Consider the following 13,947-nt stretch of genomic DNA (forward strand, 5'->3'; position numbering starts at 1 on the left):
CGCCATGGATGGTGGGAATGTCTTATTTTTTATGGAAAAAAATAGACCATGCCGTCGTATTTTGAAAGCATCTAACGAAGCATAAAGGACTTTGAAACCCGCCAGAATGGAGTCTCTCAGGTATTCCTCTTCTGTGTTACATCGATTTAAAAGGCAACAACCATTTCTACATCAATGTGCCTTGAATTGAAAAAACCTGAGAGACTCTGAACTGACCAGATATTTAATGGGATTGTTATAACACTCATATCCACTGGTTAGTGTAAAAAAAGGGCCATAAGGGCCCTTTATGGTTTTGAAATTTGCCAACATCAATAAATACTATTCAATGGCGCTAGTCGTAATCGTTGCGGGTAGCGGCTGATAAATCTTGATGACTTTACGGATTAATGTTTTAACGTCTTCTATGGCAATGTATAAGCAAGGAATAAGGCATAACGTCACTACAGTAGCAAACAACACCCCAAATGCTAACGATACAGCCATTGGAATGACCATTTGAGCTTGCATACTGGTTTCAGACATAATGGGCACTAATCCAATGAAAGTTGTTAATGAGGTTAGCATAATCGCCCTAAATCGTCGGCAACCGGCATTAAGTACAGCTTCTTTCATGGGCACGCCAGTTTTACGTGAATTATTGACATAATCCACCATTACCAATGAATCATTTACCACAACACCTGCAGCGGCAATAATGCCGAACATTGATAACACGCTTAAATCGATGCCTAAAATAATATGACCTATTACAGACCCAATCACACCAAAGGGAATGACAGACATGATCATTACCGGTTGGATATAGGAACGCAGAGGAATGGCTAATAAGCTGTAAATCAGCAATAGCGATAAAATAAAGTCCCGCATTTGGGTATCTGCACTGTCTAATTGTTCTTGAATACTGCCAGAGACTTCACTGTGTACGCGAGGGTATTTAATCAACAAGTCAGGCATAAAGTTATCGCGGATATCTTTGGCCAATTTAAAGGGCTCAGTCTGATCAGCATCGACATTAGCCCAAACGTTAATGGTTCGGTTACCATTTTCGCGTCGAATACTATTGACCCCTTGCACAACCTTAATTTCTGCGACTTCTGATAACGGTAATTCAGCACCTTGAGGTGTGTTAATCATCACGTCTTGTACCAGTGCGATTGAATTACGTTGTTCTTCAGGATAGCGAAGCATAACTTTGATCTCTTCGCCATTGCGAATAATGCGTTGTGCTTCAAGACCGTAAAAACTGTTGCCCACTTGTGAAGCGATATTGGCAAGTGTTAAACCCAACGCATTCGCTAATGGCTTTAATTGAAATTGCACTTCTTTGGCACTTGATTGGCGACTGTCGTTGACATCACTTACCCCTTTAAGCGAATTGAGTTTCGCTTTTAAGGCTAATGATGCAGCAACCAATTGGCCTTCATCTTTACCTTCAAGCCTGAAGCTAATATCGCCATCTTCGCGGCCGCCACCGATTAGGCTGTCTTGAATACTAAAGGATTTCACCCCTGGAATTTGTGGCATTGCTTGACGCCACAACTCTGCTAAAGCAAAGGTATCCATTGGCCTCATGGATGGGTCAACGAGTTTGGTCATGACTTCAGCGCTTGTTTGCCCTTTAAGGTCGACCTGCATATCAGAAATCATTTTCTGACCATATTGCTGCTCTATCTTTTTATCAACATCATATAAGGTTTGTTCAATGGCTAATGCCGCGGCAAGTGTCGATTTTTCCGAAGAGTCGACATTCATTTCAAGTGTCACTCGAGGAAAATCGTGGGGGATTTTCGGCTGACCGATAAAACGAACTACACCACCCATATACAGACCAACACAAATAAAGATCAAGCTAATAAATAACATAATGACGGCATAGCGATACTTAACCGCAAGTGTAAGGGAAGGGCGATAGACAGATAGAATAAATTGACTTAAGCCTCGTTCAATTTTCCCCTGAACAAAATTAACACCATTACGTAACCAATCTATTGGATTCTTTGAGCCTGGTTTAACAACTGTTGGCTTTTTCATGTGTGCTAAATGCGCTGGTAAAATAAGTTTAGATTCGATTAAAGAAAATAATAAACACAAAATAACAACATAACCAATAGCTTGCCCAAATGCTGACGAAGGCCCATCATCCATGGTGATGGGTAAAAATGCGGCGATGGTTGTGAGTACACCAAAGGTTGCTGGCATGGCCACTTTTTTTACACCGCGGATGACACTTTCAATACTTTGTCCGTGCTCTTCAGATTCGCTATGGGCACTTTCACCCATGACAATGGCATCGTCCACCACTATCCCCAGAACTAGAATAAAAGCAAATAAGCTAATTACATTGATTGTTACGTCGATAAAAGACATCGGCATAAACAATAAGGTGCCCAAGAAGCATACTGGCAACCCCATCATGACCCAAAAGGCTAATCTAACCCGTAAAAATAGGGCTAACATAATAAAGACCAATATTGCACCACTCTTCATACTGTCGAGCATTAGTTGCAATCGGCCATCTAGGTAGTATGTCATGTCAACCCAAGGTTCTAGCTTTACACCTTGAGGTAATAGTTTCTGTTGTTTGTCGACAAAACGGCGAATGGTTTTAGCAACATCGGTAATACTCTGGTTTTTAGCTGCACCAATAAAAAAGGTGACTGAGTTTTCTCCATTAAATTTTGAGTATTGGATGCCTTCTTCAAAACCATCGTTTACGGTGGCGATATCACCCAGGAGAATCTTGGTTCCATCGTCTAAGGTTAATAAAGGTAATTGTTCAAATTCATAACCAACATAGGCTTGATTTTGAACACGTAAATTAATGTATCCATTTTCAGCTTTAATTTGCCCCGCAGACATATTGCGTGAATAACCACGCACCGCCTCGGCCACATCATTAAAGGTTAATCCAAATTCTCGTAACCGGTCTTTACTGACTTCAATGCCAATTTCATAATTTAAGCCACTGTAGTATTCACTGATATTGACACCAGGTAGCTGCATGATTTCGTCATTAACCCGTTCACCTAAGTCTTTAAGTTGCTTTTGGCTTAAATCGCCATAAAGACTTAAATACATCACTTCTTGTCTAAACTTTATTCGTTCGACTTTAGGGGGTTCCATATCACCAGGAAAAGTGGATATTGAATCAATTTCAGATTTGACTTCTTCTAGTACCACTTGTGGATCATAAGAATCTTCAACTTGAAAATAACCTTTGGCCATATTGCGGTTTGAATAAGTAATAACCCGTTTTAACCCTTGAACGCTTTCTAAAGCTTGTTCAATCTTGATTGTGATGCCTTCTTCCACTTCTTGTGGCGCAGTACCTGGATAAACAGCACTAAACTCAATCCAATTGATTTCAACGGCTGGGAAAAATTGTTTACGAATTGTGTTGGCAGTTAGTAGCCCGCCTAACAGGATTATTATCATTAATAAGTTTGCCGCCACGCTATTACGAGCAAACCAAGCGATAATACCTTTATGAGTATCTGCCATGATATTATTCACCTTCCATAGCAAGTTCTGTTTGTTCATTCGTTACCGCTTCTTGCGGCAAAATGTTGTCTTCGGGTAGTGCCAGTTTCATGCCTTCTAATGGATAATCAAGTGCAGAGGTAATAACGTGCGTACCAGGCTTAAGACCGTCTGATATAACAACATTAGCTCCTTCTTGGCGAATAATGGTTACGGGTTTATAGCGTAAAGTTTTGTTATCATCCATAACAGCCACTAAACCGTTGACGATTAAATGACGCGGAATAATCGCCACATTCCCTGCATGGCTCCCTTCAACATGGGCTGTAACATAGGTACCAAAGCGTAATTCATGTTTATCGCTATTCAATCCGTAGGGATCGTCAACTTCAGCAACGAGATAAGTCATACGACTTTTACTGTCCACCACGCCTTCACTGCGAACAATCTTCCCTAACCATTGTTGTTTAGCTCCTGCAAAGTTACCCACCAAACGAACTTCTGCATGGGTACCTTTTTGATCGAGATATTGCATTTCTTTATCGGCAAGGGGTAAACGAACTTCTGCAGTATCAGTGTTATACACATGGCCAATTTTGCTGCCTGTCGTCACATATGAACCTAAACCCACTTCACGGCTGGAAATGAGCGCGTCATAAGGTGATCGGATAACGGTACGTTCTAGGTCGCGTTGAGCTCGTAATAAACTTGCTTCTGCACTTTTCAACTTAGCTAATTCTTGAGCTAACTGAGGTTTACGTAAACTAAGTGCTGTTGGTTTGCTATTAGTAATATCGGCCCATTCACGTAAAGCAACTTCAGCATTGGCTTGCTCTTGAACCATATTAGCTTTAGATGACGCAACGTTGGCTTGAGCGTCTAATAAACCAGCTTCATAGTCACTTGGGTCTATTTTTGCCAAAATATCCCCTTTTTTGACAAAGCCGCCTTTGACAAATTTATCGGCTAAATAGATTATCTCGCCACTGACTTGTGAGACCAGTTCGGTGTCATATTTTGCAGCGACAACGCCATATGAACTTACTGAAAAAGTCATTGGTTTATATTCAATTGCTTCTACAGAGACTAAAGGCGTTGTGTCGACGACGGGTTTTTCTTCAGGCGGTTTTTTTAATGCTGCAATCCCGATAAAACCGGCTATTCCAATCCCTAGTACAATGACGGGCAATATAATTTGTTTTTTAGTAGCCACAATTTGTCCTCTTAATAATACGTAAGCTTGCGGTGAGTCTATTTACGTACTGTTAATAATCTATTTTCTACTGTATATGTTAATTGATATGTTTATGGTTTGTTGTTTCATTGTGTAAACTTGTGTGTCAAAAAATAGGGTGGTTAGGAGATAACATAGTGCAAATTCGAAACACCGTAAGATTACAAATATCATTAATGACGCTTGATGATGGTAAATTGCTCTTTGAGCTTGACCAAGATGAACGGGTAATGCACTTCCTCAATGGCGGACATAAAACCACTCAACATCAAATTGATACAGTGATGCTTCCCAGATTGGCTCAATATTTAGATCCTGAAAAAGGTTGGGGTTTGTGGAAAGTTCATGCACTAAATTGTGTTGATAATGATACACATAACTTAAGTGGCGAATACTTAGGATGGATTTTAGTTAGACCAATGCACTTTTTCACAGAAGCGCAACTTGATAATATCGAAATAGGTTGGCGGTTTAAATACAAGAGCTGGGGTAAAGGTTATGCAACTGAAGCGGCTAAAGCGGTCATGGACGCTGTGAGTAATAAAGATGATGTTACCCATATTAGTGCGCTGGCGGTAGAAGATAACTTAGCATCGATCGCTATTATGAAAAAACTTGGCATGACTTTTCAACATAAAAGTATTCACAAAGATCCACTTGGCGATACCGAAGCGGTGTTTTATCAAAAAGCACTTTGATGTTAGGGCCTGTTAATCTTTCAAGGTTGTTTTTGCAGCGAATTGTTGGTCATTACTCACATTTATAATTGCGCGGCAGAGACTTTGTGGTGTAGTTATTCTACATAAAAAGTCGATAACGCAGTAAAAATGACCAACAAACGCTGCCCGAAGGGTTCGGTTAAAAACGTTTTACTCATTGTTGAATGAATTTTGCTTAGATGACTAGGCATCAATCCATTCGCCTCGATAAAAACGTTTTTAACTCGAACGAAATTTAACCAGCAAAGATCAACAGACCCTAGTGCATATCCCATTTAGGTATTTATTAGACAATAAAAAAGAGCAGATAAACTGCTCTTTTTTGTCTCGCGTTAGCGGGGTGATTATTTTTGAGCGTCAAGGAAGCGCTCTGCATCTAACGCAGCCATGCACCCCGTCCCCGCAGAGGTGATTGCTTGGCGGTAATGTTGGTCCATTACGTCACCACAAGCATACACGCCTTCAATGCTAGTTTGCGTTGCATTGCCTTGTAAGCCACTGTTTACTTTTAGATAACCGTGGTTCATTTCTAATTGGCCTGCAAAAATACCCGTATTTGGGCTGTGACCAATGGCCACAAATACACCCGCTACTTCAAGATCGCTTACTGAACCATCTTTAGTACTTTTCGTCTTAAGACCAGTTACACCCATGTCGTTACCAGTCACTTCTTCAAGTGTTTGGTCAAGATGCAAAATGATATTACCGTTAGCCACTTTGTCCATTAGGCGATTGATCAGAATTTTTTCTGAACGGAAAGTATCGCGACGGTGGATTAAATGAACTTCAGAAGCTATGTTGCTTAAATAAAGCGCTTCTTCAACAGCGGTATTACCGCCACCAATCACTGCCACTTTTTGGTTACGATAAAAGAAACCATCGCAGGTTGCACAGGCTGACACACCACGGCCCATAAAAGCTTCTTCAGATGGAAGGCCTAAATATTTAGCCGATGCACCAGTTGCAATGATTAACGCATCACAGGTAAATTCACCATTGTCGCCTTTTAAACGGAAAGGGCGCTCGGTTAACGTGACTTCGTTGATGTGATCGAAAATAATTTCAGTATCAAACTTTTCCGCATGTTTTTGCATACGTTCCATTAATGCAGGGCCCGTTAAGTCTTCGGCATCGCCTGGCCAATTTTCAACTTCAGTAGTCGTGGTTAATTGACCACCTTGTTGCATACCTGTAATCATCACAGGATTTAAATTTGCACGTGCAGCATAAACTGCAGCGGTATAGCCGGCAGGGCCAGAACCTAATATTAATAGGTTAACGTGACGAGCTTCACTCATGATTTTGTTCTCCGATAACATGCCTTAAGCAATTTGCATGGAATTGTATGGAATTTAACTCTGCGGGTAAAGTGAAGTTAAGTGTAGGAAATCGATTGCCGTTATCTATTGTGTAAATATTCCGTTTCAAGGAGGTAATGGTGAACATCACTTGAAACGACTTTAGTTTAAGCGTATTTGCTCGCGAACTTTGGCTTAGTACACCAAATGACAAGTAGGTAAATTATTTTTTTCTAAATAATTCTGATGATATTCTTCAGCAACATGAAATGTTTGTATTGGCACTATTTCGGTCACAATATGTCGTTGGCCCCATTTTCCACTGCGGGCTAATGCCAATTTTGAACTTTCTGCTTGGGCTTTTTGTTCTTTATCATGGAAAAATATTGTGCTGCGATATTGAGTGCCAATGTCGCCACCCTGCATATTCAGCATAGTTGGGTTATGATTTTTCCAAAATGTATCCAACAAATCGTTATAACTAACGACTTCAGGGTTAAATTCAACTTGTACCACTTCAGCGTGGCCGGTTAAGCCCGTTTTCACTTCTTTATACGAAGTTGCACTGTCTTTGCCGCCCATATAGCCACACGTTGCATTAATGACGCCGTTAATTTCACGAAAAAAATGCTCTACGCCCCAAAAACAGCCTGCTCCAAATGTTGCTAATGCCATGAGATATCCTTGAAAATTCACTACAGATGTCTAGATGGCTATAATTGTGTTGAATATTGTGAAGTTTTGCAAGCAAACTTTAATTATTAAATAAATCTATCATATGCCTTCATTAAAATTATTGTTGCCTATGCTAGAATCCGCAGATAAAAATAGGCATATCAGATTATCAATCATTAAGTGGCCGTACAAAACCAACTTAATCATGCCGTATAATAAATTTTCAAGGAGTTGATAGTGTTATCTAGCCTAATGAAAGATAAAGATTTTTTAGCTTACACCTTAGCCAATCCTGACGGGATAAATGGCAGTTACGATTTTATGCTAGGTGATCATACTCAAGTAGATGTACTTGATACTGGGGTAATAAAATTTACCCCTAATCAACCGTCAACCAAAGATGTTGTATTATCCAGCGCAGTCCATGGTAACGAAACTGCGCCGATTGAAATCTGTAACCAATTAATTATTGATTTGTTGAGCGAAAAAATTATCGCTCGACAACGTTGTTTGTTTTTAATTGGTAATCCTGCTGCCATTATCAACAAAACGCGTTTTATTGACGAAAACATGAATCGTTTATTTAGCGGCGCGCATTCAAAGGGTGAGGGGTTAAGTCATCCAGAGCGTCATCGTGCCAAGGCGCTAGAACAATACGTGGCTGATTTCTTTACTGCACATACCGATCGCCAACGTATTCATTATGATTTGCATACCGCGATTCGTGCATCGAAACATGAAAAATTTGCCATATATCCTTATAGACCCGGACGCGCATTTAGTGCGGAACAAATAATGTTTCTGGCAGACTGCGGGGTGAACACCATATTGTTTCATCATGAACCGACGACGACATTCAGTTACTACTCATCACACCAATTTAATGCCGATGCTTTTACGGTTGAATTAGGTAAAGTCATGCCATTTGGAGAAAATGACATGAGCCGTTTCGAACAAACCCGCATTATGCTTGAACAGTTAATCACTCAAGTGGCGCTTGAAGTATCACCGTTTGATGTAAATAAGGTGAACTTATATAAAGTATCGCGCTCTATTAATAAGCACTTTGATGATTTTGAGTTTAGTTTTGCTGGTGATGCAGAAAACTTCAGTGCCTTTAATCAAGGTGAAGTGTTAGCGACAGAAGGCGGTAATGTCATTTCAGTTGAACACCCACAAGAAGCAATCGTATTTCCGAATGCAAATGTACCTATAGGACAACGTACAGTGCTATGTTTGGTACCAGCACCTAACGAGCCAATTGTATAGTCGTAAAGCAATATATACATATTAATCGTGAGTAAAATGCGTTTACAATTAAAGTAGGTATTGATAGGTAGTTTACGTTAACGTAATGTCTACTCGCATAGTATAAATAGAGCCGTGTTTATGTTGAACATGGCTCACCAATAACAAGAGCATAATATGAGCAACGCACCACTGACCAATGAAACAGTGCATCGTGTCAGCTTCTTAGACAAAGCATCATTGCACATTCCCATTTTGCGTATTTTGCAGGCCGACGGCACGACGTATGAGAATGCGGTTCTGCCCATTATAGACAAAACCTTGGCCGATAAAATATTTGACACTTGTGTGTTTACGCGGGTATTAGACGAGCGCATGTTAGGCGCACAAAGACAAGGCCGTATCAGTTTCTACATGACTTGTACTGGTGAAGAAGCCGCAATCATTGGTAGTACCGCGGCACTAGATAAAGACGATGTGATTTTGGCTCAATACCGTGAACACGCATCTTTACGTTATCGCGGCTTTTCTACTGAACAATTTATGAACCAAATGTTCAGTAATGAGAAAGATTTAGGTAAAGGCCGTCAAATGCCGATCCATTACGGTAGCCGTGAACTGAATTACCAGACCATTTCATCACCATTGGCAACGCAAATCCCACAGGCGACAGGTGTTGCTTATGGCATGAAGCTACAAGGCAAACGTAATGTTGCTATTTGTTACTTTGGTGAAGGCGCAGCCTCTGAAGGTGATTTCCATGCCGGTTTAAACATGGCTGCGGTCCTTAAGTCTCCAACCATCTTTTTTTGCCGTAACAATGGTTATGCTATTTCTACTCCTACTGAAGAGCAATTTGCCGGCAATGGTATTGCTAGTCGTGGTGTGGGTTATGGTATGCACACCATACGTGTCGACGGAAACGATATGCTTGCAGTATTGGCCGCAACACAACAAGCTCGAGCCCATGCATTAGAGCACAATGCCCCAGTATTAATTGAAGCCATGACATACCGATTAGGTGCGCATTCATCATCAGACGATCCATCAGGGTATCGCTCAAAAGATGAAGAAGCAAAATGGCAACAACACGATCCAGTAAAACGCTTTAAATTATGGATGGTGAATAAAGATTGGCTAACCGAAGCTGATGAAGCCAAATTATTTGAACGTTATCGTGAAGAGGTTTTAGCGGCGGTTAAAGTGGCTGAAAAGTTACCGATCCCGAAACTAGACGAAATTATCGAAGATGTGCTTGATAAGCCGACTCCAGCGTTAAGAAAACAGCTTAAAGAATTAAAAGAACATATCAGTAAGTATCCAAAAGCCTATCCAAAAAGCGCAGGGAGACTCTAACCGTGGCTCAAATGAATATGTTACACGCCATCAATGAGGCGTTATCAATAGCCATGACTGCCGACGAGCGCATGGTGATTTTTGGTGAAGATGTCGGTCACTTTGGTGGTGTATTTCGTGCCACATCGGGCTTGCAAGAGCAGTTTGGGCGTGAAAGATGCTTTAATACCCCATTAACCGAACAAGGTATTGCTGGATTTGCGAATGGATTAGCATCATATGGCATGACCGCTGTTGCTGAAATTCAGTTTGCCGATTATATCTTTCCAGCATTTGATCAAATTGTGAATGAATCAGCTAAATTCCGCTATCGCAGTGGTAATCAATTTGATGTCGGTGGATTAACTTTTCGTACACCTTATGGCGGCGGTATTGCAGGTGGTCATTATCACTCACAATCACCAGAAGCTTATTTTACTCAAACGCCAGGCCTGAAAGTGGTTATCCCGCGCAACCCTGAGCAAGCAAAAGGTTTGTTGTTGGCGTCAATTCGCGATCCAAACCCGGTTATTTTCTTTGAACCTAAGCGTTTGTATAGAGCTTCTGTTGGCGAAGTCCCCGCTGGTGACTACGTTATTGAGTTAGGCAAAGCACAAGTGGTTAAGCAGGGCACTGATATCACCGTCCTGGCATGGGGGGCACAAATGGAAGTGGTTGAAAAAGCCTGTGAGCGTGCTGAAAAAGAAGGCATTTCATGCGAAATTATCGATTTACGCACAATTGCGCCTTGGGATGTTGAGACGGTCGCAAAATCAGTGACAAAAACAGGACGTTTACTGATTAACCATGAGGCACCATTAACGGGTGGTTTTGCAGGTGAAATTGCCGCTACTATTCAGCAAGAATGTTTCTTATCGCTTGAATCGCCAATCAACCGTGTATGTGGATTAGATACCCCGTATCCGTTAATTCACGAAAAAGAATATATGCCCGATGAATTGAAAACATTTGAAGCCATCAAGGCCACAGTGGCGTTTTAGGAGTAAGATATGATAAAAGATTTTATTTTACCCGACATCGGTGAAGGTGTTGTTGAATGTGAATTGGTAGATTGGCTCGTAGGCGAAGGTGACTTTGTCACCGAAGATCAACCCATTGCAGACGTCATGACCGACAAAGCATTAGTGCAAATTCCTGCTCCCCATGCTGGTCAAATTACCAAACTTTATTACGCTAAAGGTGATATTGCCATTGTGCATCAACCGTTATATGCCGTTAAAGTAGCCGATGATGACAATGAAGAGACTCCAGTGCCAACCGCAGAAATCACCCCTGTAACGACAGCCGATACTTCTACTACGGTTGCAACAAGATCGAATGTTGAAGACTTTTTGCTTCCAGACATCGGTGAGGGTATTGTTGAATGCGAACTTGTTGATTGGTTAGTAGAAGAAGGCGATACCGTCGTTGAAGACCAGCCTATCGCTGATGTGATGACAGATAAAGCGTTAGTTCAAATACCTGCAATGAAAGCCGGTAAAATTGTAAAATTACATTATCGCAAAGGTCAATTAGCAAAAGTTCACTCCCCCTTATTTGCTGTAGAAGTAGAAAGCGATGCCAATCCTGAGTTAGAGACTGCAGAAGCTATTCCACAAGCTGCAACACAAACAGTACACGTTTCTAGCGAACCTGTTTCACAGGGCAAAGCGTTAGCCAGTCCTGCTGTGAGGCGCATGGCGCGTGTACTCGACATTAATATTGCTTTGGTTGCTGGCAGTGGAAAAAATGGCCGAGTATACAAAGAAGATATTGAACGTCATCAACAAGGCGAAGCGGTTAACACTACGTCAGCCTCTACAAGTGCTGCCGTAACCAGTAATCAAGTCGCTACCATCAACCCGCCATTGAGTACAGACCGAGTCGAACCGATCAAAGGCGTGAAAGCTATTATGGCGAAAATGATGGTTGAGTCAGTATCGACTATCCCTCATTTTACTTATTGTGAAGAGTTTGATCTTACTGAGCTGGTTGCATTACGTGAAAGCATGAAACAGCGTTATTCAACAGATGAAGTAAAACTTACTATGATGCCCTTCTTTATGAAGGCCATGTCATTAGCGATCACTGAATTTCCTATATTGAATAGTCAAGCTAATGCTGAATGTACCGAGTTAACTTACAAATCAAGTCACAATATTGGTATGGCTGTAGACTCTAAAGTGGGTTTATTAGTGCCTAATGTCAAAGGTGTACAAAGTAAGTCGATTTTAGATATTGCCAAAGATATTACTCGATTAACCACCGCAGCCCGCAGTGGTCGCGTATCTCCGACAGATTTGAAAGACGGCACAATTTCAATTTCCAACATTGGCGCTTTAGGTGGCACGGTGGCAACACCAATTATTAACAAGCCTGAAGTGGCCATTGTGGCATTAGGCAAGTTACAAGTATTGCCACGTTTTAATGCTAAAGGTGAAGTGGAAGCTCGTAAGATTATGCAAGTCAGTTGGTCTGGCGATCACCGTATCATTGACGGTGGTACAATTGCACGCTTCTGTAATTTGTGGAAACACTATTTAGAGAAACCACAAGAAATGCTTTTAGCCATGCGTTAATGATGATTAATGTTTAACTGGCTATCTTAGCCAAAAGGACGCAATCGCGTCCTTTTGTTTTTAGGCTCTTTTTCGTATAATACTCGGACAATGCTAATCGATTGGAACCAGTATGAGTCTGTCGGCACCTAAAATTGAAACTATTGAGTATCCGTTTCCGCCTAAACCTGCCGTGTTGTCTGACGCTGAAAAAGCACAATATAAAGCACGTATTAAACAGTTATTAATTGATCAAAATGCGGTACTTGTTGCCCATTACTATACCGACCCTGAAATTCAAGCGTTAGCTGAAGAGACCGGTGGTTGTGTGTCTGATTCACTTGAGATGGCACGTTTTGGTCGCGATCATCCAGCAAAAAAATTGATTGTTGCTGGGGTTAAATTTATGGGTGAAACGGCTAAAATCTTAAGTCCAGAAAAAACCATTTTAATGCCAACGCTAGAGGCTACCTGTTCGTTAGACTTAGGTTGTCCTATTGAGCAGTTCAATGAGTTTTGCGATGCACATCCAGACCATACCGTTGTGGTCTATGCCAATACCTCAGCTGCAGTAAAAGCCCGTGCAGATTGGGTGGTAACCTCAAGTATTGCCTTAGAAATTGTAGAACATTTAGATAGCCAAGATAAAAAAATTATCTGGGCACCTGATCGTCATCTAGGCTCGTACATTAACAAGCAAACAGGCGCTGACATGTTGTTATGGCAGGGCGAATGTATTGTTCATGATGAGTTTCAAGCCAAAGCATTACGCGAGCTTAAAAAACAACATCCAACAGCCGCGATCCTTGTTCACCCAGAGTCACCAGCCAGTGTAGTTGAACTTGCCGATGCGGTAGGGTCTACCAGCCAGCTAATTAACGCTGCACAAACCATGGAAAACGATACTTTTATCGTTGCGACGGACCGTGGTATCTTTTATAAAATGCAGCAAGCCGCACCAAATAAAATCCTACTCGAAGCACCAACTGGCGGCAATGGGGCAACTTGTAAGAGTTGTGCCCATTGTCCTTGGATGGCCATGAACGGTTTACAAGCCATCGAAGCATCATTAATCGATGCAGACAAAACAGATCATGAGATTTTTGTTGATGATGAACTGCGCATCAAAGCACTTATACCACTTACTCGCATGCTCGATTTTGCTAAAGATTTGAACATGAAAGTGAAGGGCAACGCCTAAATTAGTGTAAAGAGTAAAACGAAAGCCGACGTTATGTCGGCTTTTTTGTGCAGTTACGGTCCAATAGTATTTAATACCAATCTCATTAAATATCTGGTCAGTTCAGAGTCTCTCAGGTTTTTCAATTCAAGGCACATTGATGTAGAAATGGTTGTTGCCTTTTAAATCGATGTAACACAGAAGTGGAATACCTGAG

General features: G+C 41.3%; 10 protein-coding genes. 6 read left to right on the forward strand and 4 right to left on the reverse strand.

The window, feature by feature from the left end; all coding sequences use genetic code 11:
- Positions 1-321 precede the first annotated feature (321 nt).
- Both ACWXWT_RS17085 and ACWXWT_RS17090 read right to left on the reverse strand, forming a co-directional pair.
- Complete coding sequence (locus tag ACWXWT_RS17085) at positions 322-3,504, reverse strand: efflux RND transporter permease subunit (RefSeq protein ID WP_456042777.1); 3,183 nt, start codon at positions 3,502-3,504, stop codon at positions 322-324.
- Between the two features lie 4 nt (positions 3,505-3,508).
- Positions 3,509-4,696, reverse strand: coding sequence for an efflux RND transporter periplasmic adaptor subunit (locus ACWXWT_RS17090; protein ID WP_456042778.1), 1,188 nt, complete (start codon positions 4,694-4,696; stop codon positions 3,509-3,511).
- Between the two features lie 158 nt (positions 4,697-4,854).
- Between ACWXWT_RS17090 and ACWXWT_RS17095 the strand changes: the two genes are divergently transcribed.
- Positions 4,855-5,415 (forward strand): GNAT family N-acetyltransferase, encoded by a 561-nt coding sequence (locus ACWXWT_RS17095; protein WP_456042779.1) that lies wholly within the window; start codon positions 4,855-4,857, stop codon positions 5,413-5,415.
- Between the two features lie 365 nt (positions 5,416-5,780).
- Here ACWXWT_RS17095 and trxB read toward each other — a convergent pair whose 3' ends face one another.
- Both trxB and msrA read right to left on the reverse strand, forming a co-directional pair.
- The gene (trxB, locus tag ACWXWT_RS17100) at positions 5,781-6,734 is read right to left on the reverse strand and encodes a thioredoxin-disulfide reductase (protein ID WP_456042780.1); all 954 of its coding nucleotides are present in this window, start codon (positions 6,732-6,734) and stop codon (positions 5,781-5,783) included.
- A gap of 195 nt (positions 6,735-6,929) precedes the next feature.
- Positions 6,930-7,409 (reverse strand): peptide-methionine (S)-S-oxide reductase MsrA, encoded by a 480-nt coding sequence (msrA, locus tag ACWXWT_RS17105; protein ID WP_456042781.1) that lies wholly within the window; start codon positions 7,407-7,409, stop codon positions 6,930-6,932.
- A 237-nt stretch (positions 7,410-7,646) separates the two neighbouring features.
- Here msrA and astE point away from each other — a divergent pair, with 237 nt between their 5' ends.
- From astE to nadA, 5 genes are all read left to right on the forward strand, one after another.
- A complete protein-coding gene (gene astE, locus ACWXWT_RS17110) occupies positions 7,647-8,678 on the forward strand; it encodes a succinylglutamate desuccinylase (protein WP_456042782.1) in 1,032 nt (343 codons plus the stop codon).
- A 156-nt stretch (positions 8,679-8,834) separates the two neighbouring features.
- On the forward strand, positions 8,835-10,013 hold the full coding sequence (locus tag ACWXWT_RS17115) for a thiamine pyrophosphate-dependent dehydrogenase E1 component subunit alpha (protein ID WP_456042783.1): 1,179 nt from the start codon (positions 8,835-8,837) through the stop codon (positions 10,011-10,013).
- A 2-nt stretch (positions 10,014-10,015) separates the two neighbouring features.
- Positions 10,016-10,993 carry an alpha-ketoacid dehydrogenase subunit beta gene (locus ACWXWT_RS17120; RefSeq protein WP_456042784.1) on the forward strand — a complete coding sequence of 326 codons (978 nt, stop codon included), beginning with the start codon at positions 10,016-10,018 and terminating at the stop codon, positions 10,991-10,993.
- Between the two features lie 9 nt (positions 10,994-11,002).
- Positions 11,003-12,571, forward strand: a complete 1,569-nt coding sequence (locus ACWXWT_RS17125) for a dihydrolipoyllysine-residue acetyltransferase (protein WP_456042785.1) — start codon at positions 11,003-11,005, stop codon at positions 12,569-12,571.
- 112 nt (positions 12,572-12,683) lie between these two features.
- The gene (gene nadA, locus ACWXWT_RS17130) at positions 12,684-13,751 is read left to right on the forward strand and encodes a quinolinate synthase NadA (protein WP_456042786.1); all 1,068 of its coding nucleotides are present in this window, start codon (positions 12,684-12,686) and stop codon (positions 13,749-13,751) included.
- Positions 13,752-13,947: the final 196 nt, after the last annotated feature.

The organism is Shewanella sp. A22, assembly GCF_053850585.1.

What these genes read in the sequence shown, in the direction of transcription:
- ACWXWT_RS17125 (WP_456042785.1), top strand. Translation starts at nt 11,003, where the DNA reads ATGATAAAAGATTTTATTTTACCCGACATCGGTGAAGGTGTTGTTGAA.
- ACWXWT_RS17085 (WP_456042777.1), bottom strand. Translation starts at nt 3,504, where the DNA reads ATGGCAGATACTCATAAAGGTATTATCGCTTGGTTTGCTCGTAATAGC.
- msrA (WP_456042781.1), bottom strand. Translation starts at nt 7,409, where the DNA reads ATGGCATTAGCAACATTTGGAGCAGGCTGTTTTTGGGGCGTAGAGCAT.
- nadA (WP_456042786.1), top strand. Translation starts at nt 12,684, where the DNA reads ATGAGTCTGTCGGCACCTAAAATTGAAACTATTGAGTATCCGTTTCCG.
- ACWXWT_RS17115 (WP_456042783.1), top strand. Translation starts at nt 8,835, where the DNA reads ATGAGCAACGCACCACTGACCAATGAAACAGTGCATCGTGTCAGCTTC.
- trxB (WP_456042780.1), bottom strand. Translation starts at nt 6,734, where the DNA reads ATGAGTGAAGCTCGTCACGTTAACCTATTAATATTAGGTTCTGGCCCT.